The following is a 24,448-nucleotide window of genomic DNA, read 5'->3' on the forward strand; positions in this document are numbered from 1 at the left end:
ACGAAGACCGTGCGGCCCTCGACCGTGCCCCAGCCGGTGATGACACCGTCGGTGTACGGCTTCTTCGCCTCCAGGCCGAAGCCGGTCGCCCGGTGCCGGCGCAGCTGCTCGACCTCCTTGAACGATCCCTCGTCCAGCAGCAGCTCGATACGCTCCCGCGCGGTCAGCTTGCCCTTGGCGTGCTGCGCCTCGGTCGCCCGGTCGCTCGGTCCACGCCGGGCCTGCTCACGCAGCGCCAGCAGTTCGGCCACCCGGCCACGCGTGTCGCTCGGCTCGCCCGGGATTTCGTCCACAACGGTCATACGTCGACCCTACGAACCCGACCGCGTAAACCCTGCCGTTCACTTTGGACAGTCTCCTGCCCGGTTTCCTGGTGGCACCTGACAGAAGCCGGGCACCATGCAACCCATCTGCCAGCTCACAGGGCTCTCGCGTTGTAGGGCTCCGACAAAGAGGGGCGTGTGGCGCCCGACACACGCCGGTCCGCGCGCCACGCCGCTGATCCACCGGGGCGGGCGACTGCGCACACCGCAAATGGCAGAGGGCCGGCACCGGGACCGGGCTCGCCGGAACGCGCTCCGCGAGCGACGGCTCCGCACCCCGGACCGCTCCCCGGGGGCGAAACAGACAGTACGCGCCCGCCGGCCGCAGGGGCGCCGGACCCCGGGCGGCCGTCGCGTTCAGTTCCTGTTCACTCCGCGCAGGCGGTGATCGACCAGGCGTGGCCAAAACCCGGCCAGGAGCGTCGAGTTGTGAAGAACGAAGACTTCTTGAGAGCGCTCTCAGTCATAACTCTTGACGCTCACCGGAGGCATCGCGAGAGTGGTGCGCACCGCAGACGGCCCCACCGCTCCGCCTCCCCGCACCACACCACATCCCTGTCTGCGACCCCCACACCTCGGGAGTTCCTCCGTGATTTCGCGCAGAATGTTCCTGACGGGCGCCGCCGCCTCCGCGACCGCGCTCACCTATCCCCTCTGGGGCAGCGCCCTGAGCCCTCGCACGTCGGCGGCCGCCGCCACCTGCGAACTGGCCCTGGAGAACCGCTCGTTGCCCGGCACGGTGCACGCGTACGTCACCGGGCACGAGCAGGGCACGGACCGCTGGGTGCTGCTGCGCCCCGACGGCAGCGTCTACCGCCCCGACTCCCCCGGCGCCCCGCAGACCCCGCTGCCGGTGGACTGTGCCATCCCGCTGAACTCCGCGGGCGGCGCGCCCGTGGTCCTGACCCTCCCCCAGATGTACGGGGCGCGGGTCTACTTCGTCCGCGACGACAAGCTGGACTTCTACCTCAACCCGGGGCCGTCCCTGGTCGAGCCGGCCTTCGCGACGCCCACCGACCCGAACTACGGCAGGACCTGGTCGTTCTGCGAGTTCACCTTCAACCCGCAGCAGCTGTACGCGAACATCAGCTATGTCGACCTGGTGACGGCGCTGCCGATCGGGCTGACCCTGGAGGGCGACGAGACGCACACGGTGGCCCCGCTGCCGGACGGCGCGGTCCAGCGCATCGCCGACGACCTCACGGCCCAGGCCGCCGCAGACGGGCAGCCCTGGGACAAGCTGGTCACCCGCGGCTCGGACGGGCAGGTCCTGCGGGTGGTCTCGCCGCAGAACCTGATGGCGCCGTTCTTCGACCGCCCGGACGAGATGCCCTTCCGCGACCTGTTCACCGCGCAGATCGACGAGGTCTGGGAGAAGTACCGCTCCACCGACCTGAAGATCGACCTCCAGGGCGGCCGGGGCACGCTCGCCGGCCGGGTCAGCGGCGACACCCTGACGTTCGAGGGCGGCCACACCTTCGTCAAGCCGACGTCGAAGGACATCTTCACCTGCAACCACGGGCCCTTCACGAACGACCCGGCGGACTCCGACGACAAGAAGGCGCTGCTGGCCAGGATCGCGGCGGGCTTCAACCGCTCGATCATGCTCAGCCACCCCAGCCAGCCGAACGGCACCTCGGTGGCCGACTACTACAAGGGCGCGGTGACCAACCACTGGTCGCGCGTCGTCCACGCGAACTCCCCGATCGGCTACGCGTTCCCCTACGACGACGTACGCCCGGACGGCGAGCCGGACGTGTCGGGGGCCGCGCACGACGGCAACCCGCGGCGCTTCACGGTGAGCGTCGGCTCCTGACCCACCCGTGACGCTGTGACACCGTGCCCGTCCGCCGCCCGTCCGCGGCGGGCGGGCACGGCCGCGTCCTGCACCCGAGCGGCCCAGCGCACCCTGCGCCGCCGGTCCCGGGGGTGGACCGTTGGCAGATGTCCTCCCTCGACGAGCACCCCGCCGGTGACCCCGCTGAGCGGGTCCTCCTCCATGGCCTGCGTCTGATCGACGGCACCGGCCGCGCCCCGGTCCCCGACGCGGCGCTGCTGATCGAGGGGGAGGTGATCCGCTGGGCCGGTCCCGAGGCCGGGCTCCCCGCCGCGCTCGGACCGGCGAGGCGGCTGGATCTCGGTGGCCGGACCGTGTGCCCCGGCTTCATCGACACCCATGTGCACTTCGCCCTGCCGGGCCCGGCGGGCAATCCTCTCCAGGGGCTCGGGGAGCTGCCGACCTACCGCGCCCTGAAGGTCCTGGACCGGCTGCGCGTCACCCTGGAGAACGGGGTGACGACCGCCCGGGACCTGATGGGACTGGACGCGGGCTTCCGGCAGGCGGTGGCGGAGCGGCGGATCCCGGGACCCCGGCTGCTGGTCTCGGTCACCATGCTCAGCCAGCGCGCCGGCCACGCCGACTTCACCCTCGCCGGAGGCATCGACGGGCTCGCGCTGGCCGTCACCTTTCCCGAGAGCCCGCGCAGCCTGGTCGGCTCCGTCGACGACATGCGGGCCCGGGTGCGCGACCTGGTCGCGGCGGGCGCCGACTGCGTGAAGCTCGCCACCAGCGGCGGTGTCACCTCCCCGCACGACCGGCCGGAGTGGCTGGGGCTGCGCCCCGAGATGATCCGGGCCGCCGTCGAGGAGGCCCAGGCCTACGGCGGCCTGCCGGTCGCCGCGCACGCCATCGGACGGCCCGGCATCGAGGCCGCCGTCCGCGCGGGGGTGAGCAGCATCGAGCACGGCTACGCCCTGGACGACGAGCTGCGGGCGGAGATGGCGGACCGGGGTCAGTTCCTGGTGCCCACGCTGCTGGAGACGACGCAGGACCTGGACCCGGCGCGCACCTCCCCGTCGGCGTACGAGAAGGGGGTGCGCTGGCACCGGATCGCCCAGGAGTCGGTGGCCCGGTCGGCCTCGGCGGGGGTCAGGATCGCGATGGGGACCGACAGCGGCCTGGCCGTCGGGCACGGGCACAACCTCCAGGAGCTCGGGCTGCTCGTGGAGATCGCCGGTCTGTCGCCGATGGCGGCGATCGTGGCAGCGACCGGTGACGCCGCGCGGCTGTGCGGTGTCGACGAGGTCACCGGCACCCTGGAGGCGGGCAAGGCGGCCGATCTGGTGGTCACGGACGTCGACCCCCTGTCCGACATCGCGTCCCTGGGCGATCCGGCCCACATCCTGGCCGTGGTGAAGGAGGGCCGGATCGCCGTCGACCGCGCCGGTGTCCTCGGCGCCGGCGTCCTGTCCGCGCTCTGCCCCTGAGCCGGAAAGCTCCGTCCGTACCGCTGGTGGAACGTGTAACTACACCTGGTCGACCGCCTCCTGCGCGGGATCGGCGCCGGGCCACGCGGCGATCAAGGCCGCCGCGGCGTATCTGGCCGCGACCGCCGTGGACCTCCTGCTCCAGCCGGAACTGCTGCGCGGCATCAAGGAGGAGTCCGGGAAACGGACGGAGGACCTGACCTGGAAGACCGCCCTCCCTGACGGCTACGAGCCGCCGATGTACGAGCCGCCCGCCCGGTTCCTGAAGAAGACCGGCCAGAGCTGGCCGCCGGAGAACATCACCTGGCCGCCGCGCCGGGTGATCAGCAAGGAGAAGTTCGCCTCGCTCGGGCCGGCGCTGAAGCCCCAGGTCTGACCGGGGGCGATCCGGACGCGAGGTGCCCCCGTCCGGTCCGGACGGGGGCACCTGTCGTGCGTACGGGGCTCAGCAGCCGCCGCAGTTGTAGTACGTCACGTCCCAGTGGTTTCCCTCGTCCGCGTAGACGTTGCCGGAGCCGGACTGGTACTGCGGGGCGCCGTCGCCGCGCACCCCGATGTAGGCGAACGTGCCCTTCACGTAGTTCGTCAGGCAGGTGGTCTTGCCGAAGTCGAGCTTGTAGCCGTTCCAGTGCGAGTAGGTGCCGCTGGCGTGCCCGGTCTCCGTACCCCCGGTGATGTTGAGCGCGCAGCCGGTGGCGCTCTTCAGGGTCTGGGCGCCCTGTGCGCTGGTCAGGTTGAGCTGGTCGAAGGACGTGCAGGTGGAGACGTTCCGGTTGGAACAGCCGCCCGAGGACGACCAGGTGATCCCGGACGAGCTGAAGCGGGAGGTCGCCTGGGAGTGGGTCAGCTTGGTGGCGGCGTGCGCCTCGGTGGCGCCGCCGCCGAGGATGCCCACGCCGGGCGCGAAGAGCGCGCCGAGGACGAGGGCGAGAGCGGCGAGGGCGGAGCGGAGTCGGGGACGGGTCTGCATGGGGGAAATCCTCCTGCTCATGACAATTTTGGGGGCAGGGAGATAGTGCCCCAGCTCTACGCGCGTCCGCCAGGGGGCGACAGAGGGCGGACGGTGCCCCGCCCGCGACTTTCGGACGGGCCTGGACCCTTGATGTTGAACTTTGAACAAGATGGGTCTACAGTCAATCTCGTTGAAGGTTAAACAAACCTTCGACGGCCACTCGTCTGAACCGTCCCCCGAGGAGGAGCCATGGCTCTGTTCAACCGCAGGAACAACAACGCCCCGTCCACCACCGCCACCCTCGCCGTGGACCCGGCGCTGGCCGCCCTGACCGGCACGTACACGATCGACCCGGCCCACAGCAGCATCGGCTTCACCGTGCGCCACGCCATGGTCACCAATGTGCGCGGCTCCTTCGGTGAGCACGAGGGCACCCTCACGCTGGACGGCACGGACCCGTCCGCCTCCACCGCGTCCATCGACGTGAAGATCGCCAGCGTCGACACCGGCATCGCCGACCGCGACGGCCACCTGGTCAGCGGCGACTTCTTCGACGCCGAGGCCTTCCCCCTGATGACGTTCCGCTCCACGGCGGCCGAGCAGCTCGGCGGCGACGCGTACCGCGTCACCGGTGACCTCACGATCAAGGGCGTCACCCGGCCGCTCGCCATCGACCTGGAGTTCAACGGCTCCGCCACCGACCCCTACGGCAACCAGCGCGTGGGCTTCGAGGGCAGCGCCGAGATCCTGCGCTCCGACTGGGGCCTGACCTACAACGCGGCGCTGGAGACCGGTGGCGTGCTGGTCGGCGACAAGGTCAAGCTGAACTTCGACATCTCCGCGATCAAGGCCGCCCCGCAGGCCTGACATCCCCGCACCGAGCGCGCCCGCCGCTTCCCCGAAGGGGAGGCCGGCGGGCGCTCGGCGTGTCAGCGGCCGGCCGCGCGGCGCACCTTCAGCGCGTTGTCCGTACGGGTGGTGGGGTTGCCGTCGGGGTCGTTCTGGATGCGCTCGTGCTCCTCGCTGAGCAGCACCTCCCACTCCCCCTCCGGCAGTTCGAGGGAGGCGAGGACCTCGTCCGTCGTGGGCAGCTCCATGTCCGGGTGGTCGTGCTCCCAGGAGGGGAATCCCGCGTGCCCGACGATCAGGAGGACGCCGCCGGGTGCGACGGCCCCCGCCGCCCGGCGCAGGATCTCCTCGCGGGGCAGATCACCCATCGAGTGCAGGAACTGGGCGGACACCAGGTCGTACTCCCCCTCCGGGAAGGAGGCCCCCAGGTCGTGCCACTGCCAGTCGACCCGGTCGGCGACACCGGCGTCGGCCGCGTGCACCGCCGCCCGCTCCAGGGCGACGCGCGAGATGTCGGTGGCGGTCACCTGCCAGCCCGTCCGGGCGAGCCAGACCGCGTCGGCCCCCTCGCCGCACCCGAGGTCGAGGGCGCGCCCCGGCTTCAGGTCCTCCACTTCACGGACGAGGACGACATTGGGGTTCCCGCTCCAGATCCGGTCGCTCTCGCGGTAGCGGTCGTCCCACATCTCGGCGTCGGTACGGGTGCTGTCGGTGGTCATTTCATCTCCTGAAGTCCGTGACGGCGGTCCCCGAGCACACGCTCGGTGACCTGGCGCTCGGCCTCGGCCGAGAAGGGCGCGCGGCGGGCGTCGACCGCGCGGGCGGTGTCCTCGGTGACGAGGTCCATGTTGATCGTCGAGGCCGCCTTCAGCCCGGCCGCCGCCGCGCCGACGACCTGCTCCATGAGGTTGGCGACGTTACCGGCGACCCATACCCCAGGCACGTCGGTGGCCCCGGCGGGATCGGCCGCGATGTAGGTGCCGATGACCTGGTCGCCCATGGTCAGCTCGGTCGGCACCAGGCCGAGGCTCTCCAGGACCGCCGACCGCGCGGTGAAGCGCGGCTGGACGACGAGCGCCTCGCACGGGATCACCGTGCCCCCGGCCAGCCGCACCCCGGTCATCCGGTCGCCGGTCACCTCCAGCGCGGCCACCTCGCCGTCCACCACGGAGATGCCCCGGGCGGCGAACCGCTCGTACTCCTCGTCACCGAAGTCGGGCTGCCCGTGCCGGAACAGCACCACGTCGTCGGTCCACTGCCGCCAGAGCAGCGCGTGGTGCACGGCCATGGGGCTGGTCGCCAGGATGCCGACGGTCGCATCCCGCACCTCCCAGCCGTGACAGTACGGGCAGTGGAGCACCTCGCGGCCCCAGCGCTCGGCCAGGCCCTCCACCTGCGGCAGCTCGTCGACGATCCCGGTCGTCACGAGCAGCCGGCGGGCGTGGACGGTGCTCCCGTCCTCCCGCACGACGCGGAAGCCGTCGGTCAGCTTCTCGGCCGAGACGACGTGCCCCCGGACGATCTCGGCGCCGTAGTCCGCCGCCTCGGCCCGGCCCGCTGCCAGCAGCTCCGAGGGCGGGGTGCCCTCCCGGCCGAGGTAGTTGTGCACATGGGACGCCGGTGCGTTACGCGGGCTCCCCGCGTCGATCACGAGCACGGAACGCCGCGCCCGGGCCAGGGCGAGCGCGCCGCTCAGCCCGGCGGCCCCGCCGCCGATCACCACCACGTCGTACCGCTGGTCCTTCTCGCTCATGCGGAACACCTCCTGTTACGGGAGATGGTGCGCGCGCGGCCCCGATTCGACAAACCTGCTTGCCGAACCGGCAAACTCGCACCAGACGATCTTCCCCGGATCCCGCTCCCCCACCCCCCAGGCATCGGCGAGCGCCCCGACGAGCGCGAGGCCGCGCCCGTACTCGGCGAGGGGCCCGGGGTCCTCCGGCTCCCCGACCCGCCCCCCGCCGCTGTCGTGCACCTCGATCCGGAGCACGCTCCCGCAGGTGAGCTGGACCCGGAAACCCCGGCCGGGCGGGACGCCGTGCAGCAGCGCGTTCGTCGCGAGTTCGCTCACACAGAGCAGTACGTCGTCGAGGTCCGCCTCGCACGCCCAGTCGAGCAGCGCCTCCCGGACGAACTGGCGCACGAGGGGCACCGACCTGCGCTCACGGCGGTAGAACGCCTCACGGAAGGAGGGGAGTTGTGTTGATTCATTCACGGGACGACTGTCACAGCTCGTCACTACTCTGGGTCACCGTGTCAGGTCGTACACCGCGTTTGTACGAGCGCTGACGGGTCCGGCGGGGTTCGCGTACGGGGAGAGGCACGTCATGCACTCGGTGAAGAGGAACAAGCGGGTCACGTCCTGGCATGTGATCGGCGCACAGCTCGCCGCGTTCCGCCGCGCGGCGGGGCACACGCAGACATCGCTGGCCGACCGGTTCTGCGTGGGCGAGGACACGATCGCCTCGATCGAGCAGGGGCGCCGCGCCCTCCAGGCGGACTTCGCGGCACAGCTGGACGAACTCCTGGATACGAAGGGGGCATTGGGGGTCGCGGTGGCGAAGGTGCCGCAGAAGGAGCGGTTCCCGGCGTTCGTGCAGGACTTCGTGGAGTACGAGCAGGAGGCGGTGACGCTGCTCTGGTACGAAACCCAGGTCGTGCCTGGACTGCTCCAGACCGAGGAGTACGCACGCTTCGTGTTCTCGTGCCTCTTCCCGCCCCTCGAAGAGGAGCAGCGGGAGGAGTGGGTGGCCGCCCGACTCGACCGGCAGCGGCTTCTCGAACGCAGGCCACGGCCGATGCTCCACTTCATCCTGGAGGAGAGCATCCTGCGCAGTGAGATCGGGGACTCCACCGTGCGGCGGGAGCAGATCCAGCACCTGCGGCAGTGCATGGAACTCCCCTTCCTGGGGCTGCAGATCATGCCGATGCGGCTCCCTAAACACGCCGGTCTGGCGGGGCCGATGGTCCTGCTGGAAACCCCCGATCACGACCATCTGGCCTACGTGGAGGCCCAGCTGACCAGCGTGCTCCACGATGATCCGGATGACGTCAGCGTCCTCCAGCAGAAATATGGGATGCTGCGTTCGCAGGCGCTTTCCGTGGAGAACAGCGCGCGCCTACTGGACGACCTGCTTGGAGAGTCATGACTCGCGCAGCACACGGCACGGATCTCTCGTGGTTCAAGTCCAGCTACAGCAGCGACCAGGGCGGCGCGTGCCTCGAAGTCGCCTACGACTGGCGCAAGTCCAGCTACAGCAGCGACCAGGGCGGCGATTGCGTTGAGGTCGCCTACGACTGGCGCAAGTCCAGCTACAGCGCCAGCGAGGGCGGCGCCTGCGTAGAAGTCTCCGCCCACCCCGCCGCCGTACACATCCGCGACTCCAAGGTCACCGACGGCCCGGTCCTGACCGTGCCCTCGGCCGCCTGGGCCGCGTTCGTCGCCTCCGCCGCCTGAAGGGCGCCGCATGACCGACCCTCTCGCCCGGATCGTCGAGCGCGTGCGTCCGCCCGCCGTGGCGGTCGACGGCCACGGCGACTGGGCGGAGGCGGAGCGTCGGCTGGGCACCCCGCTGCCGGAGGACTTCAAGCAGCTGGTCGCGACGTACGGACGCGGGGACTTCTGGGGAGCGCTGTGCCTGTGCACCCCGTTCGGTGACGACAACCCGGTCCCGCTCACGGCGGACCTCCTGGACGACTACGGCCCCCTGCGCGACGGCCGCCCCGAGGGCTATCCCTACCCGCTCTTCCCCGAGCCCGGCGGCCTGCTCGCCTGGGCGGTGACGGAGAGCGCGGCGCACGTCTGCTGGCTGACCGAGGGGCCTCCCGAGGCCTGGCCCGTGGTGATCTGGTCGCGGGACGACGACTACGAGCGGTTCGACTGCGGGGCCGGCGCGTTCCTCGACGGTCTGACGAGCCGCCGCATCACCTCCGAGCTCCTCCACCACGAGCCGGAGCTCGCCCCCTGGTTCGACCCCGGGATCCCGCTCGACCACGTGTACGTACGGCTGGGCGAGGGGCCGCGTCCGTACGCCGAGCGTCTGCGGATCCTGCGCGAGGCGCTCGGCCCCACGTCGGACCGCGGCGACTACGCGTACGACGGCCAGCGGCAGGACCACTTCGCCGTGGACGGGGCCGGCTGGCTCATGACGTACGAGTCGGCCTACGGCCATCAGCTCCGGGTCGCGTTCCCGCCGGCGGACAGCACGGAGGCCCGCCGTGCCGTGCTCGCGGCCGTGGAACTCATGGGCTGCCCCGTCGAGTCGGCGGACACCATCCACGGCACCTCGTCCTGGGCCTGATTCCGCACCGAAGCCTGCCGGATGTCTGTACGCGCATCGGCGCACCGTGTACGGTCTCGGCCCGATGGACCTTGGGAGCGCTCCCACCCCCCACCGCTTCGTACGAGGAGGAACGTCATGAAACGCCTGCTCGCCTTACTGGCCACCTGTGCCACCGTCCTGGGTCTCACCGCAGCGGTCAGCCCCCCGCAAGCAGCGGCCTCCGCCGCCACCGGCTGCACGGTCGAGTACACGGTCACCAGCCAGTGGCAGGGCGGCTTCCAGGCCGGGGTGAAGGTGACCAACCTGGGTGCCCCCGCCACCGGGTGGACGCTCGCATTCGCCCTGCCGGACGCCGGGCAGAAGGTCACCCAGGGCTGGAACGCCACGTGGTCGCAGTCCGGTTCCGGGGTCACCGCCGTCGGTCTCGACTGGAACCGCACGCTGGCCACCGGCGCGGCCGTCGATCTGGGGTTCGCGGGCTCCTTCACCGGCGCCAACCCGAAGCCCACGGCGTTCACGCTCAACGGTGTCGCCTGCACGGGCGCCCTGGAGGAGCCCACGCCCGACCCTGACGCGGGCACCCCCGTGGACGTCAACGGGCAGCTCCACGTCTGCGGTGTGAACCTGTGCAACCAGTACGACCGGCCCGTCCAGCTGCGGGGCATGAGCACGCACGGCATCCAGTGGTTCAGCCAGTGCTACAACGCCGCATCGCTGGACGCGCTGGCGAACGACTGGAAGTCGGACCTGCTGCGCATCGCCATGTACGTACAGGAGGACGGGTACGAGACCGATCCGGCGGGCTTCACCAGCCGGGTGAACGGTCTCGTGGACGAGGCCGAGGCGCGGGGCATGTACGCGCTGATCGACTTCCACACCCTGACGCCGGGCGACCCGAACGTCAACCTCGACCGCGCGAAGACGTTCTTCGCCTCCGTCGCCGCCCGTAACGCCGGCAAGAAGAACGTGATCTACGAGATCGCCAATGAGCCCAACGGCGTGAGCTGGTCGGCGATCAAGAGCTACGCCGAGCAGGTCATCCCGGTGATCCGGGCCGCCGACCCGGACGCCGTCGTCATCGTCGGCACCCGCGGCTGGTCCTCGCTGGGCGTCTCGGACGGGTCCGACGAGAACGAGGTCGTCAACAACCCGGTCAACGCCACGAACCTGATGTACGCGTTCCACTTCTACGCCGCGAGCCACAAGGACTCCTACCGTGCGACGGTGAGCCGGGCGGCCTCGCGACTTCCGCTGTTCGTCACGGAGTTCGGCACGGTGAGCGCGACCGGTGGCGGTGCGATGGACCAGGCGAGCACCACGGCCTGGCTGGACCTGCTCGACCAGCTGAAGATCAGCTACGCGAACTGGACGTACTCCGACGCCCCGGAGAGCAGTGCGGCGTTCCGGCCGGGCACCTGTGAGGGCGGCGACTACAGCAGCAGCGGTGTGCTGACCGAGTCCGGGGCGCTGCTCAAGAACCGGATCAGCACGCCCGACAGCTTCCCCACGAGCTGACGCCCCCGGCGGGGCTCCGGCGAGGAGCCCCGCCGCACGGAACCTCACCCCCGACTCGGAGGTACACGTGCGCATCCTTCCCTCACGATCACGATGGGCGGCGGCCCTCACGGCGGTCGCCCTGCTGGCGACCGGCTTCTCGGCGCATGCCGCGAGCGGCGCGGAGGCGGGCTGTCCGGCCGACGGCGCCCTGATCTGTTCGGACTTCGAGGACCAGACCGGGCCCGTGCCGTCCGGCGACTGGCAGTTCACGGCGCCGGACTGCCAGGGCACCGGCACAGCAGCCGTCGACACCGAAGTGGCGCACAGCGGCGGCAGATCACTGCGGGTCGACGGCGGAACCGGCTACTGCAACCACGCCTTCGTCGCGTCCACCGCCGACCTGTCCTCGGCCGGCCCGGTGGTGTACGTACGCATGTGGGTGCGGCACACCACCGCGCTGCCCACCGCCCATGTCACGTTCGTCTCGCTGCCCGACACCTCGCAGGACGGGCGGAGCCTGCGCGTCGGCGGCCAGAACGGGGCCCTGCAGTGGAACCGGGAGGTCGACGACGCCACCCTGCCGGCCCAGAGCCCGGCCGGTGTGGCGCTGAGCAGGCCGCTGCCGACGGACAGCTGGCAGTGCCTGCGCTTCTCGATCGACACCACGGCGCCGGGCCTCGTCACCTGGCTGGGCGACGAACTGGTCCCGGGTCTGCACGCCGACGGTGACCCGACGCAGGACATCGACCAGCAGTGGCTCGCCCGCACCACCCCGCCTCGGCCCACCGCGCTGCGGCTGGGCTGGGAGAGCTACGGGACGGGTGACGACACCCTGTGGTTCGACGATGTGACGGTCGGCTCCGCGCCCGTCGACTGCTGACGGCCCGTCGGGGCGCCGGGGGGAACCGCCTTCCCCGGTGCTCCGGCGCAGGCCCCTCGGGCGTCAGGAGAGGGCCGGGTCGGTGAGGTCCAGGGTCAGACGGTTCCGCCAGTCGTTGGTGAGGACGGCGGTCGTCCCCGCGTAGCGCACGCTCACGAACGGGTTGGAGGCCCACATCGCGGCGACCCAACGCAGGGAGCGGTCGGCGTCCAGGCGGGCGATATAGCCGATGTTGCCCATCCCGCCGCCTCCCCCGGTGATCCAGCCCGACCCGTCGGGCAGCGGGCTCTCGAAGCAGGGGTCCGCCTCGGTGGTGCCGTCCTCCGCGACGGCCTCGGCCACGCGGAGCGGCCCTCCGAGCCGGAAGGGGATGGGCTGTCCGGCGTCCGGGTGGTAGGCCCCGGGCCCGTCCACGTACAGCTCCAGGCCGGTGTCGTCCGCCCGGTACAGCCCGTCGCGGAACGGCAGCTCTCCGCCCGCCCAGAGCCGCTGGATCAGACCCATCCCCGTTTCCCCTTTCCGTTCAGGCGACGGTCCGGCGGTAGACCTGCCGTGAACCGCCCTCCGGACCGGGCTCCGCGGCCTCGGCCGGTGTGAAACCGAGGCGTTCGTAGAAGACCCGCGCCCCGCTGGCCACGGCACCCGGGTGGTCGGCCCCGAAGGTGATCACCTCGACGGTGCCCGGGCCCCGGACGTACCTGCGGAACGCATCCGCCATCAGCGCCCGTCCGACACCGGTCCCGCGCGCCTTCTCCCCCACGACGAGCCAGTGGACGTGGTAGGCCGGGGGCACCGCGCCGAACAGCAGCCCGCCGGCCAGGTGCCCGTCCGGGGCCTCCACGACCAGCGCCTCCGACCGGCCGATGTGTTCCTCCACGGCGCGGTGGAAACCGGGCTCCTCCACCATCGGCCCGAACCAGTCCTCGACCTGGGCGGCGAGGTCGAGAAGGCCGGCGAGGTCCTTCTCCTGCGCGAGTCTGATGTTCACTCATGCAGCTTCGCAGACGAACTCGCCCTGCCCGCACGGCAATCGGATGCCGCTTCCCGGACATCATGGCTAAAGTCCCGCTATGACTTCCAGCTCCAGCTCCTCCGCCCTGCCTTCCCTGACCGTGGGCAGCCGTTCCGGCTCCTTCGCCCTGGAGAGCCGCTCGATACTGCTCGAACAGGGCGGGGTCCGAAGACGCATACCGCTGGAGGCCGTTGAGGAGGTCCGCCTGGACGGGGTGCGCCGTCCGGCGGTGGAGGTCGTCCTGACCGCTCCCGCGGGGTCATCGGGCACGGTCTACCGGGTGGACTGCCGAAACGCCGCGTCCGCGACGGCTTTCGTGGACGCGACCGCGCGGGCGCTGCCCGCACGGGACGTGGACACACCGCGCGAGGACGGCGCCGCGCGGGTCGCCGTGCTTCCCCGTGCGGCGGACCGGAACAGGAGGTCTCCCCGCGACCGGCTGGTGATCGCGGCTGTCCTGGCCCCCGTGGCCCTCTATGTGGGCGGCCTGCTCGTCCTGATCATGGACGGGGACGTGCTCGGGGTGATCTTCTGGCTCCTCGGCCTGAAGCCTCTCGCCTTCGGCCTCCTCCTCTACGGCATGGCGGCCAAGAACCTGTACGACCGATGCCTTCTGCGCCGTCGCGGCATCTCGGTGCTGGCGACGTCCGACCACACCCAGGGCAAGAAGGAGATCTACCGCTACGTCGACGCGGAGGGCGTGCGGCGGTTCTTCGAGCCCGACCATGCGGCCGCGCCCGTCAGCCTCGCACCGCGCCAGGTGGCCGCCGTCTACGACCCCCGACGCGTCGAACGGGTCAAGGCCGTCCTGCCCCTGCGGACGTGGGTGCTCAGGACGATCGGAGTCGGCTTCGGCGGCACGTCACTGCTGGCCCTCGGGTTCTTCCTGGTCCCGTACCAGTTGATCGAGCTCCTCTCCCGCTGAGCGGTGTTCGGGCGGCATGCCATCGATGAGCCGGGGCGGGGAAGACGTGGAGTCATGGACATCACGGCTTTCACGCACGGACGGCGCCGGGCCTCGCTGCTGGTGGTCGTCCCCCTCCTCGCGGCGTGCGGCCATGACCCCGGCGCACGGCCGGACGCAGGACCGCCCGAGCTGGGGCGCGGCTCGCATCTGGTGATCACGACCGACAACGGGGTGCGGCTGCGGCCCTCCGACGACGAACGGGTGGTCGCCGGGGGGCGGATCGACAGCAGCTGGTCCCACCGCGACGGCACCTGGGTCCTCGACCTGACCTGCCCGGGGCAGGACGGCGACGAGGGGAACGCCGACGGCGGGCCGTGCACCCGTATGCCGGCGGTCGGCGTTCCCGCGGGCGTGTCCGTGACGGTCACCGCCAGGAACGCGGGGATCGACGTGGCGGGCGTGGCGTCGGCGCTGGACCTGACCACCGTCAACGGGGACGTGACGGTCGCCCGGTCCGGCCTGGACGACGCCACCGTCCGGCTGGCCACCCGCAACGGCTCCGTGCGCGCCGGGACCCTGAAGTCGGCCCACCTGCACGCCGAGACCGTCAACGGGGACGTGACGCTCGGCAGCACCACCTCGCCGTCCCGTCTGGACGCGGCCACGACCAACGGTTCGGTGCGGGTGGCGCTCCCCCACGACGCGCCCGCCTACGCCGTCGACGCGACGACACAGAACGGCCGGACCTCGGTGACGGTGCCCTCCGCCACGGAGCGCGACGGGCACGGGATGACACTGGCGACCGTCAACGGTGACGTCACGGCCGCACGCGACTGAGACGCCTCAGGGGTGCTCGCCCGGCCCTTCGGCGTGCGGGGCGAGGCGGGTGGGCGAGAGAGCGCTGTCCTCCTCGCCCGGTTCCAGCAGGGTGGCGGCCGGGCCCACGACGAGGGGGTCCGGCTTGCCCACGGCCTCGTCGCTCTTCGCCGTGTAGTCGATGCGGGCGAGCAGGCTGCGCATCGACTCCAGGCGGGCCCGGCGCTTGTCGTTGCTCTTCACGACGGTCCACGGCGCGTGCGTGGTGTCGGTGGCGCGGAACATGTCGACCTTCGCCGTGGTGTAGTCGTCCCAGCGGTCGAGGGAGTCGATGTCGGTCGGCGAGAGCTTCCACTGGCGGACGGGGTCGACCTGGCGGATCGCGAAGCGGGTGCGCTGCTCGGCGCGGGAGACCGAGAACCAGAACTTGACCATGATGATGCCGTCGTCGACGAGCATCTCCTCGAAGGCCGGGCACTGCCGGAGGAAGCGTTCGTACTCCGGCGGGGTGCAGAAGCCCATGACGCGCTCGACCCCGGCGCGGTTGTACCAGGAGCGGTCGAAGAAGACGAGCTCGCCGGGGCCCGGCAGGTGGGCGACGTAACGCTGGAAGTACCACTGGCCGCGCTCGCGGTCGGTGGGCTTGTCCAGGGCCACGATGCGGGCGCCACGCGGGTTGAGGCGCTCGGTGAAGCGCTGGATGGTGCCGCCCTTGCCGGCCGCGTCCCGCCCCTCGCAGACCACGACGATCCGGGCGCCGGTGTCCTTGGTCCACCGCTGGAGCTTGAGCATCTCGATCTGCAGGACGCGCTTCATCCGCTCGTACTCCTTGCGGCGGATCTTGCGGTCGTACGGGTAGTTCTCGCGCCAGGTCCTGATCGGCAGGCCGGACTCGTCGAGCAGGATCGGCTGCTCCGGCCGGCTGGTGTCGACGGTCAGGCCGTCCAGCAGCTGCTTCTCCACCCGGTCACGTTCCACCAGGCCAAGCCTGGCACCCGACGGCGCCCCGCGCCAACAGGGGCGCGGACGGTGTGCGGCCCCGCCACGGGCGCGCCCCCGGGAATACGTAAGGTTGACCGGACAGTTCCAGGTCAGCGATTCGCTGCCGCGCCCCCACGAGGTACGGAGACTCCCTTGTCGAACGCCGCGCCCGTGGCCGTCACCGCCGACGCGCCCGCCCCCGGCGGAGACCCCCTGGCCGGCGCGGTGCCCCTGCGGTCCGCCGAGCAGCTGCGCGAGATCCTCGGGACACCGTGGCCGCTCGTCATCGACAAGGTCCACGAGGAGCTCACCGAGGCCGACCTGGACCTCCTGGCCCGTGCGCCGTTCTGCGCCGTCTCGACCTCGGACGCCGACGGCAACTGCGACACCTCGCCGCGCGGCGGCGAACCGGGCTTCACGCGGGTCCTGGACGCGCGGACGCTCGCCCTGCCCGATCTGCCGGGCAACCGGCGCGGCGACAGCTTCCACAACATCCTGTCCAACCCGCACGTCGGCCTGCTCTACCTGATACCCGGCGCGATGACCGTCCTGCGGATCAACGGGCGCGCCCGCATCCTCACGGACGCGCCCTTCTTCGACGCGATGACGGTGAAGGGCCGGCGCCCCGACCTGGCGCTGGTCGTGGAGATCGACGAGATCTATCTGCACTGCCCGGCGTCGCTGAAGCGCTCGGGCATGTGGGCCCCGGAGACGTGGGAGGGCGCGGCCGGGAAGGCCTGAGCCGCTGTCGGAGGGCCGGCGGTGGCTAGAACCCGCCGCCTCCGAAGCCTCCGCCGTCGCCGAAACCGCCGCCTCCGAATCCGCCGCCGTCGCCGAAGCCGCCGCCGCCGAAGCCGGAGGAGTCGAAGTCGGAGCCGGAGACGTCGCCGCCTCCCCAGTCACCGCCGCCGCCTCCGCCGAAGTCACCGCCGCCGTACTCCGCCGCGTACGCCGGGGTGGAGAGCATCGAGCCGAGCATGGTGCCGACCAGCAGGCCCGGGAGGAGGCCGCCGCCGAAGTAGCCGCCGGCCCAGGGGCCGTAGGCCGGGCCCGCCTCCCAGTAGGGGCGCTGCCGGCCGTCGCCGACGTCGACGGTGCGGCTCATCGGGGCCTCGCCCTCGCGCAGCCTGACCTCGTCCGCGCCGCAGACCGGGACCTCACGGGCCGAGCCGCCGGACGGTGTCCACAGGACGTCCGCGACCGCCGGGCCGTGCCGGGGGTCGAAGAAGCAGGGCGGGCGGCGGGCCGGGAGCGGGCGGCCCTTGCGACGGGCCTCCAGGACGGTGAGGGAGAAGCGGCCGTCCTCCAGCGCCTTGGTCACTCCGCGTACGTCGGAGGGGTGGCGGGCGTTGCCCATGCGGGACTTGGCGTCCTCGTAGGAGTCGAGCGCGCGTTCGTAGTCGATGCGCATCGCGTTGTCCGCGCCCTTCTCGGCGGGATGGAAGTCCAGCCGGTCCAGGGTCTCGCCGTACGCGGTGATGTCCTCGTCCACGACGACCCGGAGCTTCTCCAGGGAGGCCTGCTCTTCCTCCTCCTTGCGCTTCCTGTTGCGGTGGGAGACCGCGAGCGCGGTGCCTCCGCCGAGCAGGACGACGCCTCCGAGGACGATCAGACCGGCCACGGGGAGCCCGTTGCGGCCGCCGTCGTCCGCCGCGCCTCCGGACCAGGAGGCCGGGGCGCTGCCGTTGGCCTCGTCCACGGCGCGGTCCACGAAGGCGTTGAGCTGGGTCGCGGCGTCGGTGTCCGCGCCGGGCGCCTTCACGGCGGTGGTGAGGTTCTCGACGGCCCGGGTGGGCATCACCTGCGGGTCGGCGCCCGCGTCGAAGCCGTCGCCGAGCCGGACCGCGTAGACGCCGGTGACTCCGGTGTCGGTGCGCAGGTTCTGGAGGAGGTTGTCGGGCGGGTACTCGGACGTGGCGGGCAGCACGGCCACGAAGACCGGCTTGTCGGCGTCCACGATCTTCTTCTCCAGGGCGGCCTCCTGGGACGCCGAGAGCTGGCCGGACGCCGCCGGGTCGACGTAGACGGGGTCCTCCCGCAGAGCGGTGGCCACGTCGTCGATCGTGGAGGGGGCGGCGGCCTGGGCAGCGGGGACGATGGCCAGCACGGCCGCCGAGAGGATCAGCAGCAGGCAGGCCCACAGGGGAGCGAACAGCCTCTTCCGCATACTCCGAAAGTAACCCGAACGGGCGACAAATGCGTCGCCCGCCCGGGTCCCCTTCATGCTGTTACACGGCGCGGTACGCCGCGCGCAGCTTCGCCACCGCCCCGGTGAGATCACCGGTGAGCAGCAGGTGGTCGGCCTCGGCGAACGGCTTGGACACCGCCGCGGTCAGCTTCCCGCCGGTCCTCTGCTGGACCAGGAGCCTCGCCCGGTCCACGATCTCCTTGCCGGCCGCGGTCCTCCCGAGGCCCGCCCGCTCGGCGAGCTGGGCGGCGACGGCGAGGGCGGTCAGGGTGGCTTCGCCGCCCGCCGGGGGCTTGCGCAGGGTGGTCAGTCCCCAGCCGTAGGGGAACTGCGGGTCGTACGTCGCGTCACCGACGTTGACCGGCAGCTGCGCCTCGGACTTCGGCCAGGTCACCGGGAGCTGCCCGGTGAAGGCCCGCTTGCCGTAGAGGACGTCGGCGACGCCGTCGCCCTCGGTGCCCGGCAGCCAGGAGGCGACCAGTGCGTCGATGTCGCCGAGCCGGTCGCCGATGAGCTGGGGGCGGCCGGAGACGACGAGGACCGCGCACTTCATGGCGGCGCAGACCGTGTCGATCGCCTTCTTGTCGGCGTCGGTGAGCTCCAGGTCGTGGCCGTTGCCCACGTCCCCGATGCCCTCGGCGTACGGCTTCTCGCCGACGACCACGACACCGGCGTCGTACCCGGCGGTCGGTGCGGAGGCGTCCTGGGACCAGGTGGCCGACGAGGTGTTCTTCTCGATGCCGTCCAGGATGGTCGTGCCCGTGGTGGTGGCGCCGGAGGCGCCCTGCCAGCTGATGGTCCAGCCGCCGGCCTGGTTGCCGAGGTCGTCGGCGTTGGACCCGGCGACGTAGACCTTCTGCGAGGGCTTGAGCGGGAGGACCGCGCCGTCGTTCTTCAGCAGCACCTGGGACTTGGCGGCCGCCTCGCGGGCGACCGCGCGGTGGGCCGCCGAGCCGACCTCGTCCAGGTTGGAGGTGTCGGCGTACGGCTTCTCGAAGAGGCCGAGGCGGAACTTCTGGGTGAGGATCCGGGACACCGCGTCGTCGATCCTGGCCTGCTCGATCCGGCCGGCGGTGACCTCGTCCTGGAGCGTCTTCGTGAAGTCCTGGTACGCGGTCGGGACCATGATCATGTCGAGTCCGGCGTTGACCGAGGTCCTCACGTCGCTCGCGTAGTCGCCGGGGATCTGGTCGATGGCCTGCCAGTCGCTGATGACGAAGCCCTCGAAGCCCATCCGGTCCTTGAGCACGCCGTTGATCATCTCCGCGTTGGCGTGCATCTTCACCGGGCCCGCGTCGTCGCCGAGGACGTCCAGCGAGGAGTACGACGGCATGACCGTGCCGACGCCCCGCTTCACGGACTCCGCGAACGGCGCGAGGTGGACGGCTTCGAGCTCCTTGCGCGTGACCTTCGTGACGCCCTGGTCGATGGTGTACGAGCCGGTGGTGGACGAGCCGAACTCGGTGCCGCCGTCGCCGACGAAGTGCTTGGCGCTGGCCAGCACCTTGTCGTTGCGGGCGAGGTCCTTGCCCGACGGGCTGCCCTGCATGCCGGTGATGACCGTCTCCATGGCCTCGACCAGCGCCGGGTCCTCGCCGTACGCCTCGTAGGAGCGGCCCCACCGCTCGTCGCGGGTGACGCAGACACAGGGCGCGAAGTCCCACGGGATGCCGGTGGCGCGCACCTCGTTGGCGGTGACCGCACCCGTCTTCTCGGCGAGCTTCGGGTCGCGGCCGGCACCGATGCCGATGTTGTGCGGCATGATCGTCGAGCCGATGACGTTGTTGTGGCCGTGCACCGCGTCCACGCCGTAGATCAGCGGGATCTGGAAGCGGGTCGCCTGCGCGCGCAGCTGGTAGGCGTCCACCATCTTCGCCCAGGCCTCGGGCGTGTTCGGGGTGGGCACGGAGCCGCCGCCGGAGAGCAGCGAGCCGAGGTCGTACGTGGCGATGTCGCCCTGCGACCGCAGCGCGTTGCGCTCCGCCTGGGTCATCTGGCCGGCCTTCTCGGCCGGGGACATCCGCGCGAGCAGGTCGGCGACGCGCTGCTTCACCGGGAGCTTCGCGTTCTGGTACGGCAGCCCGTGGGCGTCGATGACGACCTGGGGGTTCTCCTTGGGCGCCTTGGCCCCGGTGACGGTGAGTTCGAGCGGGACGGTCTCCGCCGACTCGGCGCCCTTGTCCTTGGTGGTGCGCACGGAGACGGTGTGCGTGGTGCCGGAGGCGGTGCCCGCGGGGAAGGTGTGGGTGCCGGTGACCGGGGTGTAGTCCTTGCCGGACTCGGCGCTGCCGCCCTTGGTCGTGTACGCGACGGTGACGGGCTCCTCGACGGGGGCCGATCCTGTGGTGGCGACGGAGATCTTGATGTCCGCCGTGCCGCCCTCCTTGACCGGGTGCACCGCGGAGTCGACGACGACGCTCGCCTTGAGGGCCGGGTCGGCCTTGCCGTACAGCTCGACGGCGTCCATGGCGAAGGAGCCGGGGGCGCCGGTCGGGAGGGTGAGGGCGTAGCCCCACATCTCGTTCAGGCCGAGGATCTGGTCGATGCCGCCGACGGGCTGGTAGTCGGCGCGGTAGACGAAGTCCGCGAAGGGGATCTCGACCTGGTGCCAGCCCTCCCAGTCGTCGGTGAAGGAGGTGGTCCAGAGTTCGGAGGCGCCGCCGTTGGCTCCGCCGTCCTTGATCTCGAAGTTGATCCGCTTGCCCGAACCGGGCGGCAGGGGCGCGGTGTTCTGGCCGTACCACCAGAAGCGGATGCCCTTGTGGGCCGTCCAGTCCTTCGGGGGCTGGTCGACGGCGAACTCGTGGCTGAGCCCGCCGTAGGAGCTGATGTCGTAGGTGCCCGACAGGACCTTGGCGCCCTCGGGTGCGTCGGCGCGCTCCTCGAAGGTGAGGGCGGGGTGGTCGTCGGTGTCTCCGCCCCAGGTGAAGAGGGAGTCGGCGGGCGGACCGCCGAGCGGGACCTCGCCCTCGAAGCGGTCGACGAGGACGGGCGCGGGGTCGTCCTCGGCGCCGGCCGCCGCGCTGGGGACGGCCCCGGCGAGCAGGGAGGCGAGGACGGTGGCCGCGGCGAGCGCGGCCGTGGCCGGTCTCGCGCGGTGTCGGGCGCGGGCGTGCGGGGTGCGTGGCATGTGCGGCTCTCTTCCGTGTGTCGGAGGTGCGGCTACTTCTGTTCGACCCGGACCCAGTCGATCTCCGCCTTGACGCCGCCCTGCGCGACCCGGTCGACGCTGGACTGCGGGAGGCCCCAGTAGGGCTGGGTGACCTTGTTCCAGCCGGCGGGGTAGGCGCCGCCGAGGGCCAGGTTGAGGATCACGTACTGGTTGTGGTCGAAGACCCACTTGCCACGCGTGGACTCCAGCTTCTGGCGGGAGGTCCGCTGCACGACACGGTCGTCGACGGTGAACGTCATGCCCTCGGGCGTCCACTCGACGCCGTAGGTGTGCCACTGGTCGGCCCGGCCGCCGTTCGGATACGTCTGGGAGGCGCCGATGTTGCCGTCCGCGGAGTAGCCGGGGCCGTGCAGGGCGGAGCTGGTCCAGTCGCCGTAGCCGATGTTCTCCATGATGTCGGTCTCGCCGGAGCCGGGCCAGGAGACCGCCGGGTCGTCGACGTCGCTGCCCAGCATCCAGAAGGCCGGCCAGAACCCGTCGCCGACGGGCAGCTTCATACGGGCGCTGACCTTGCCGTACGTGAAGTCGAACTTGGTGTTGGTGTCGACGCGTCCGGAGGTGAAGTCGAAGGTGCCGTTGGGGGTGGGTGTGCAGCCCTTGCAGTACTTCGACTCCAGGACCAGGGCGCCGTTCTCGGTGCGGATGTTGTCCGGCGAGTCGACGTACGCCTGTGACTCGCCGTTGACCGGGCCCATCTCCGTACCGGTGCGCACCACCCGCCACTTGGAGCGGTCGAGGCCGGAGCCGGTGAAGTCGTCGAAGAACGTCGTCCGGTACGCGCCGCCGGTGTCCCGGGGCAGCGCCGGGTAGGCGGCGTCCGCGCTGCCTCCGGTCCCCCAGACCTGGAACTCGTAGAGCGAGTAGCCGAACTGCGCGGTGGAGGGCGCCGGGTTGTAGAAGGAGCGGCGTTCCCTGCCGAGCATCCGGACGTAGCGGCCGGTGGCGGGGGTGGAGAGGGTGATCGTGTCGTGGCGGCCCACGGCGTCGCCCGGGGACTTCACGTCGGCGCGTCCGGCCGCCACCTCGGCGGCGGACGGGCGGTGGACGGTGCGCCACGTCCTGTTGTCGTCGGAGACCTGGATCTCGTAGTCGACGGCGTAGGCGGCCTCCCAGTAGAGGTCGAGGCTGCTGATGGTGGAGGTGGCGCCGAGGTCGACGCCCACCCAGCGGTCGGCGTTCCAGTCGGAGGACCAGCGCGACCGGTCGGCCTTGAGGTCGGCGGGCCAGCCGCCGTCGGTGATGTAGGCGGGCGAGTTCCCGGCGTGCTGGTAGAGGTTGCCGAAGGCGGGGTGGTTCAGGGCGAGGTTGGCGCGGGCCGTCGACGCGGGGGCCGGCTCACCGCCGTACACCTGGAAGGAGAACAGGGAGTAGCCCCAGGCCGTGCCGCGCTCCACGCCACGCATCCGGACGTAGCGGCCGGTGACCTCCTGCGGGTAGGTGTGGGCCGTGACGGTGCCGCCGGTGCCCGCGTCCTCCGTGTAGAAGTCCGTCCAGTTCGTGCCGTCCCGGGACACCTCCAGGACGTACCGCTTGCCGTAGGCGGCCTCCCACTCCAGCTTCACCTGGTTGATGCGGATGGTGGAGCCGAGGTCGATCCGTATCCAGGCGTCGTCGGCGAAGTCGCTGGACCAGCGGGTGGCGGCGTCACCGTCGGCGACGGCTCCGGGGCCCGACGCGCCGTTCTCGCTGCCGGACGCGGTGACCGCGCCGGGGTTCGCCGTGTAGGCGGCAGCGGCGCGGTCCGTGTCCCAGGCCGCGGCGGCGGCCCGGGCGGCGGGGTCGGGGGCGGGCGCCGCGAGGGCCATGGGGGCGGTGAGGGCGACCAGGGCGGCGGCGGTCACGAGTAACGTCGTACGAGAAGGCATGGGGGCGCTCCTATACGGGTCGGTCCTGCGTCAGTCGGTGGGGGTGTTCCGGGTGAGGCGGATCGTGTCGCGGTACCACTTGGCGCTGTCCTTGAGCGTCCGCACCTGCGTGTCGTAGTCGACGCGGACGATGCCGAACCGCTTGTCGTAGCCGTAGGCCCACTCGAAGTTGTCCATCAACGACCAGGCGAAGTAGCCCCGGACGTCGGCGCCCTGCCTGCGGGCCTCGGACACGGCTGCGATGTGGTCGGCGAGATAGGCGGTGCGGTGGGTGTCGGGGACCGTGCCGTCGGCGGCGACGGTGTCGTCGAACGCGGCCCCGTTCTCCGTGATGACGGTCGGCAGGGCGTAGTCGCGCTGGAGCCGTAGCAGCAGCTCGGTGAGCTCGCCCGGGGTGATCTCCCAGTCCATGGCGGTGCGGGGCAGGTCGCGCTCCACCCCGCGCACGACGGGGAGGCCGTCGGTGTCGGTGGGCGAGCCGTCCTCGGTCACCCCGGAGAACAGCGCGCCGCGGTAGAAGTTGACGCCGAGGACGTCGAGGGGGGTGGCGATGGCGGCCAGGTCGCCGTCCTGGACGGGCAGTTCGATGCCCTGGGCCGCGAGGTCGTCGACGACGTCCGCCGGGTAGCGGCCGTGGACGATCGGGTCGAGGTAGAGGCGGGTGCCCATGCCGTCGGCACGGCGGCAGGCCTCCCGGTCGGCCTCGCTGTCGGTCTCCGGGGTGGCGGTGCCGAGGTTGAGGGTGATGCCGAGCTCCAGCGGGCTGCTCCCCGCCGCCTCACGCATCTGCCGGGCGGCGAGTCCGTGGCCCAGGAGCAGGTGGTGGACGGCGCCCATGGCGTCGCCCAGGTCGGTGCGGCCCGGGGCGTGCGCCCCGTAGGCGTAACCGAGCATGGCCGAGCACCACGGCTCGTTCAGGGTCGTCCAGTGCTCGACCCGGTCGCCGAGCGCCTCGTAGGCGAGCATGGCGTACTCGGCGAAGCGCAGGGCGGTGTCACGGGCAGGCCAGCCGCCCGCGTCCTCCAGCTCCTGCGGCAGGTCCCAGTGGTAGAGCGTGATCCAGGGGGTGACGCCCCGGCCCTGGAGCTCGTCGACCAGCCGCTTGTAGAAGTCGAGGCCCTTGGCGTTGGCGGGGCCCCGGCCACCCGGCTGGATGCGCGGCCAGGCCAGCGAGAAGCGGTACGTGTCGACGCCCAGGCCGGCGATCAGCTCGACGTCCTCGGGCATCCGGTGGTAGTGGTCGCAGGCCACGTCGCCGTGCTCCGCGTTGTGCACGGCGCCCGGCACACGGCAGAAGGTGTCCCAGATCGACGGGGTCCGGCCGTCCTCCGAGACCGCGCCCTCGATCTGGTACGAGGAGGTGGCCACGCCCCAGCGGAAGTCGGCAGGGAGACCCTGGACGGCGGCGGGCTGCAGGCGGCTGCGGGGCGTGACGAGGTTCATGGTTCTCCGTGAC

The 24,448-nt window shown here is 71.6% G+C and carries 23 protein-coding genes and 1 pseudogene; 12 read left to right on the forward strand and 12 right to left on the reverse strand.

The annotated features are described in order from the left end of the window. The coding region (locus JKV81_RS24350) for a carboxyl transferase domain-containing protein (RefSeq protein ID WP_307820594.1) at positions 1–302 on the reverse strand (302 nt) is incomplete at its 3' end. Positions 303–927: 625 nt separating this feature from the next. Between JKV81_RS24350 and JKV81_RS24355 the strand changes: the two genes are divergently transcribed. From JKV81_RS24355 to JKV81_RS24365, 3 genes are all read left to right on the forward strand, one after another. Then, positions 928–2,139 carry a glycoside hydrolase family 64 protein gene (locus JKV81_RS24355; protein WP_187281888.1) on the forward strand — a complete coding sequence of 404 codons (1,212 nt, stop codon included), beginning with the start codon at positions 928–930 and terminating at the stop codon, positions 2,137–2,139. A 128-nt stretch (positions 2,140–2,267) separates the two neighbouring features. Next, complete coding sequence (locus tag JKV81_RS24360) at positions 2,268–3,590, forward strand: amidohydrolase family protein (RefSeq protein WP_129265637.1); 1,323 nt, start codon at positions 2,268–2,270, stop codon at positions 3,588–3,590. Between the two features lie 127 nt (positions 3,591–3,717). After that, positions 3,718–3,966, forward strand: coding sequence for a hypothetical protein (locus JKV81_RS24365; RefSeq protein ID WP_236057593.1), 249 nt, complete (start codon positions 3,718–3,720; stop codon positions 3,964–3,966). A 69-nt stretch (positions 3,967–4,035) separates the two neighbouring features. On the opposite strand, the gene JKV81_RS24370 is transcribed toward JKV81_RS24365, so the two are convergent. Further along, positions 4,036–4,560 carry a hypothetical protein gene (locus JKV81_RS24370; protein WP_099174284.1) on the reverse strand — a complete coding sequence of 175 codons (525 nt, stop codon included), beginning with the start codon at positions 4,558–4,560 and terminating at the stop codon, positions 4,036–4,038. A 231-nt stretch (positions 4,561–4,791) separates the two neighbouring features. On the opposite strand from JKV81_RS24370, the gene JKV81_RS24375 reads away from it, so the two are divergent. Next, entirely contained in the window at positions 4,792–5,409 is a 618-nt protein-coding gene (locus JKV81_RS24375) for a YceI family protein (protein WP_202077775.1), read from the forward strand. Between the two features lie 62 nt (positions 5,410–5,471). On the opposite strand, the gene JKV81_RS36345 is transcribed toward JKV81_RS24375, so the two are convergent. The 3 genes from JKV81_RS36345 to JKV81_RS24385 are packed head-to-tail and all read right to left on the reverse strand — an operon-like array spanning position 5,472 to position 7,606. Beyond that, the gene (locus JKV81_RS36345; RefSeq protein ID WP_129265634.1) at positions 5,472–6,110 is read right to left on the reverse strand and encodes an SAM-dependent methyltransferase; all 639 of its coding nucleotides are present in this window, start codon (positions 6,108–6,110) and stop codon (positions 5,472–5,474) included. Continuing rightward, a complete protein-coding gene (locus JKV81_RS36350) occupies positions 6,107–7,144 on the reverse strand; it encodes an NAD(P)/FAD-dependent oxidoreductase (protein ID WP_236057596.1) in 1,038 nt (345 codons plus the stop codon). Before JKV81_RS36350 ends, JKV81_RS36345 begins: the two co-directional genes overlap by 4 nt. 15 nt (positions 7,145–7,159) lie before the next feature. Continuing rightward, positions 7,160–7,606, reverse strand: coding sequence for an ATP-binding protein (locus tag JKV81_RS24385; protein ID WP_202077777.1), 447 nt, complete (start codon positions 7,604–7,606; stop codon positions 7,160–7,162). A gap of 112 nt (positions 7,607–7,718) precedes the next feature. Between JKV81_RS24385 and JKV81_RS24390 the strand changes: the two genes are divergently transcribed. From JKV81_RS24390 to JKV81_RS24410, 5 genes and pseudogenes are all read left to right on the forward strand, one after another. Further along, entirely contained in the window at positions 7,719–8,540 is an 822-nt protein-coding gene (locus JKV81_RS24390) for a helix-turn-helix domain-containing protein (protein ID WP_202077779.1), read from the forward strand. Continuing rightward, a complete protein-coding gene (locus tag JKV81_RS24395) occupies positions 8,537–8,848 on the forward strand; it encodes a DUF397 domain-containing protein (protein ID WP_202077781.1) in 312 nt (103 codons plus the stop codon). The genes JKV81_RS24390 and JKV81_RS24395 overlap by 4 nt, the downstream gene beginning before the upstream one ends. 10 nt (positions 8,849–8,858) lie before the next feature. Then, positions 8,859–9,692, forward strand: a complete 834-nt coding sequence (locus tag JKV81_RS24400; RefSeq protein WP_202077784.1) for an SMI1/KNR4 family protein — start codon at positions 8,859–8,861, stop codon at positions 9,690–9,692. A 117-nt stretch (positions 9,693–9,809) separates the two neighbouring features. Beyond that, positions 9,810–11,189, forward strand: coding sequence for a cellulase family glycosylhydrolase (locus JKV81_RS24405; RefSeq protein WP_202077786.1), 1,380 nt, complete (start codon positions 9,810–9,812; stop codon positions 11,187–11,189). A 187-nt stretch (positions 11,190–11,376) separates the two neighbouring features. Further along, positions 11,377–12,051, forward strand: a pseudogene (locus JKV81_RS24410) (cellulose-binding protein); the annotation flags it as partial. 63 nt (positions 12,052–12,114) lie between these two features. Here JKV81_RS24410 and JKV81_RS24415 read toward each other — a convergent pair. Together JKV81_RS24415 and JKV81_RS24420 are read right to left on the reverse strand one after the other, a co-directional pair. Next, the gene (locus JKV81_RS24415) at positions 12,115–12,555 is read right to left on the reverse strand and encodes a hypothetical protein (RefSeq protein ID WP_129265627.1); all 441 of its coding nucleotides are present in this window, start codon (positions 12,553–12,555) and stop codon (positions 12,115–12,117) included. Positions 12,556–12,574: 19 nt separating this feature from the next. Beyond that, positions 12,575–13,039 carry a GNAT family N-acetyltransferase gene (locus JKV81_RS24420; RefSeq protein ID WP_129265626.1) on the reverse strand — a complete coding sequence of 155 codons (465 nt, stop codon included), beginning with the start codon at positions 13,037–13,039 and terminating at the stop codon, positions 12,575–12,577. Positions 13,040–13,121: 82 nt separating this feature from the next. On the opposite strand from JKV81_RS24420, the gene JKV81_RS24425 reads away from it, so the two are divergent. After that, positions 13,122–13,988: a hypothetical protein gene (locus JKV81_RS24425; RefSeq protein ID WP_129265625.1), complete on the forward strand. Its 867-nt coding sequence runs from the start codon at positions 13,122–13,124 to the stop codon at positions 13,986–13,988. 54 nt (positions 13,989–14,042) lie between these two features. Then, a complete protein-coding gene (locus tag JKV81_RS24430) occupies positions 14,043–14,807 on the forward strand; it encodes a DUF4097 family beta strand repeat-containing protein (protein ID WP_202077788.1) in 765 nt (254 codons plus the stop codon). Positions 14,808–14,813: 6 nt separating this feature from the next. Here the strand turns inward: JKV81_RS24430 and ppk2 are convergent, their stop codons facing one another. Continuing rightward, positions 14,814–15,767: a polyphosphate kinase 2 gene (ppk2, locus tag JKV81_RS24435; protein ID WP_236057606.1), complete on the reverse strand. Its 954-nt coding sequence runs from the start codon at positions 15,765–15,767 to the stop codon at positions 14,814–14,816. Between the two features lie 153 nt (positions 15,768–15,920). Here ppk2 and JKV81_RS24440 point away from each other — a divergent pair, with 153 nt between their 5' ends. Continuing rightward, complete coding sequence (locus JKV81_RS24440; protein WP_202077792.1) at positions 15,921–16,508, forward strand: MSMEG_1061 family FMN-dependent PPOX-type flavoprotein; 588 nt, start codon at positions 15,921–15,923, stop codon at positions 16,506–16,508. A 25-nt stretch (positions 16,509–16,533) separates the two neighbouring features. Here the strand turns inward: JKV81_RS24440 and JKV81_RS24445 are convergent, their stop codons facing one another. The 4 genes from JKV81_RS24445 to JKV81_RS24460 all read right to left on the reverse strand — a co-directional run bounded on the left by JKV81_RS24445 (position 16,534) and on the right by JKV81_RS24460 (position 24,435). Further along, positions 16,534–17,934 (reverse strand): hypothetical protein, encoded by a 1,401-nt coding sequence (locus JKV81_RS24445; RefSeq protein WP_202077794.1) that lies wholly within the window; start codon positions 17,932–17,934, stop codon positions 16,534–16,536. Between the two features lie 61 nt (positions 17,935–17,995). Further along, on the reverse strand, positions 17,996–21,085 hold the full coding sequence (locus JKV81_RS24450) for a glycoside hydrolase family 3 N-terminal domain-containing protein (protein ID WP_202077795.1): 3,090 nt from the start codon (positions 21,083–21,085) through the stop codon (positions 17,996–17,998). A 32-nt stretch (positions 21,086–21,117) separates the two neighbouring features. Next, positions 21,118–22,992 (reverse strand): discoidin domain-containing protein, encoded by a 1,875-nt coding sequence (locus tag JKV81_RS24455; RefSeq protein ID WP_202077797.1) that lies wholly within the window; start codon positions 22,990–22,992, stop codon positions 21,118–21,120. Between the two features lie 30 nt (positions 22,993–23,022). Further along, positions 23,023–24,435: a GH1 family beta-glucosidase gene (locus JKV81_RS24460; protein ID WP_129265619.1), complete on the reverse strand. Its 1,413-nt coding sequence runs from the start codon at positions 24,433–24,435 to the stop codon at positions 23,023–23,025. Between the last annotated feature and the right edge of the window lie 13 nt (positions 24,436–24,448).

It is taken from the genome of Streptomyces silvae (genome assembly GCF_016745505.1).
GTDB classification, from domain to species: domain Bacteria; phylum Actinomycetota; class Actinomycetes; order Streptomycetales; family Streptomycetaceae; genus Streptomyces; species Streptomyces silvae.

Coding starts and splice junctions, on each gene's coding strand:
- JKV81_RS24450 (WP_202077795.1), bottom strand. CDS start 21,085: ATGCCACGCACCCCGCACGCCCGCGCCCGACACCGCGCGAGACCGGCC.
- JKV81_RS24370 (WP_099174284.1), bottom strand. CDS start 4,560: ATGCAGACCCGTCCCCGACTCCGCTCCGCCCTCGCCGCTCTCGCCCTC.
- JKV81_RS24400 (WP_202077784.1), top strand. CDS start 8,859: ATGACCGACCCTCTCGCCCGGATCGTCGAGCGCGTGCGTCCGCCCGCC.
- JKV81_RS24375 (WP_202077775.1), top strand. CDS start 4,792: ATGGCTCTGTTCAACCGCAGGAACAACAACGCCCCGTCCACCACCGCC.
- JKV81_RS36345 (WP_129265634.1), bottom strand. CDS start 6,110: ATGACCACCGACAGCACCCGTACCGACGCCGAGATGTGGGACGACCGC.
- JKV81_RS24415 (WP_129265627.1), bottom strand. CDS start 12,555: ATGGGTCTGATCCAGCGGCTCTGGGCGGGCGGAGAGCTGCCGTTCCGC.
- JKV81_RS36350 (WP_236057596.1), bottom strand. CDS start 7,144: ATGAGCGAGAAGGACCAGCGGTACGACGTGGTGGTGATCGGCGGCGGG.
- JKV81_RS24360 (WP_129265637.1), top strand. CDS start 2,268: ATGTCCTCCCTCGACGAGCACCCCGCCGGTGACCCCGCTGAGCGGGTC.
- JKV81_RS24430 (WP_202077788.1), top strand. CDS start 14,043: ATGGACATCACGGCTTTCACGCACGGACGGCGCCGGGCCTCGCTGCTG.
- JKV81_RS24460 (WP_129265619.1), bottom strand. CDS start 24,435: ATGAACCTCGTCACGCCCCGCAGCCGCCTGCAGCCCGCCGCCGTCCAG.
- JKV81_RS24445 (WP_202077794.1), bottom strand. CDS start 17,934: ATGCGGAAGAGGCTGTTCGCTCCCCTGTGGGCCTGCCTGCTGCTGATC.
- JKV81_RS24355 (WP_187281888.1), top strand. CDS start 928: ATGTTCCTGACGGGCGCCGCCGCCTCCGCGACCGCGCTCACCTATCCC.
- JKV81_RS24390 (WP_202077779.1), top strand. CDS start 7,719: ATGCACTCGGTGAAGAGGAACAAGCGGGTCACGTCCTGGCATGTGATC.
- JKV81_RS24395 (WP_202077781.1), top strand. CDS start 8,537: ATGACTCGCGCAGCACACGGCACGGATCTCTCGTGGTTCAAGTCCAGC.
- JKV81_RS24405 (WP_202077786.1), top strand. CDS start 9,810: ATGAAACGCCTGCTCGCCTTACTGGCCACCTGTGCCACCGTCCTGGGT.
- JKV81_RS24425 (WP_129265625.1), top strand. CDS start 13,122: ATGACTTCCAGCTCCAGCTCCTCCGCCCTGCCTTCCCTGACCGTGGGC.
- JKV81_RS24455 (WP_202077797.1), bottom strand. CDS start 22,992: ATGCCTTCTCGTACGACGTTACTCGTGACCGCCGCCGCCCTGGTCGCC.